This window comes from Crystallibacter degradans, assembly GCF_012952295.1.
Lineage (GTDB): Bacteria > Actinomycetota > Actinomycetes > Actinomycetales > Micrococcaceae > Crystallibacter > Crystallibacter degradans.
On record NZ_JABBCH010000124.1, the window covers coordinates 1 to 231 of the forward strand.

At 51.9% G+C, this 231-nt stretch carries 1 protein-coding gene; it reads left to right on the top strand.

From position 1 onward, the window contains the following. Window positions 1-17 precede the first annotated feature (17 nt). A partial coding sequence (locus HGO92_RS24970; RefSeq protein ID WP_205835030.1) for a hypothetical protein occupies window positions 18-231 on the top strand: 214 nt, incomplete at its 3' end.

Sequence of the window (231 nt, forward strand, 5' to 3'; positions counted from 1 at the left end):
GCGTTAAGTGGCCGTATGTGACTTTTAGAAACGATGCCACGGATGAATACTTCTTAGGGAACCTTTATCTTCAGTCCGGTGATGAACTGGACGGTGTTTATACGGGATCGGCTGCTATTCCTCGGGGTGCGTTGCCTGGTGATTGGCATCTTAGTATCCGGGCTGCCGATGCAGCTGGTAACGGCACAACGATTAACGCCACAGAAACCCTGAACCTACCCAAGTTGCGCG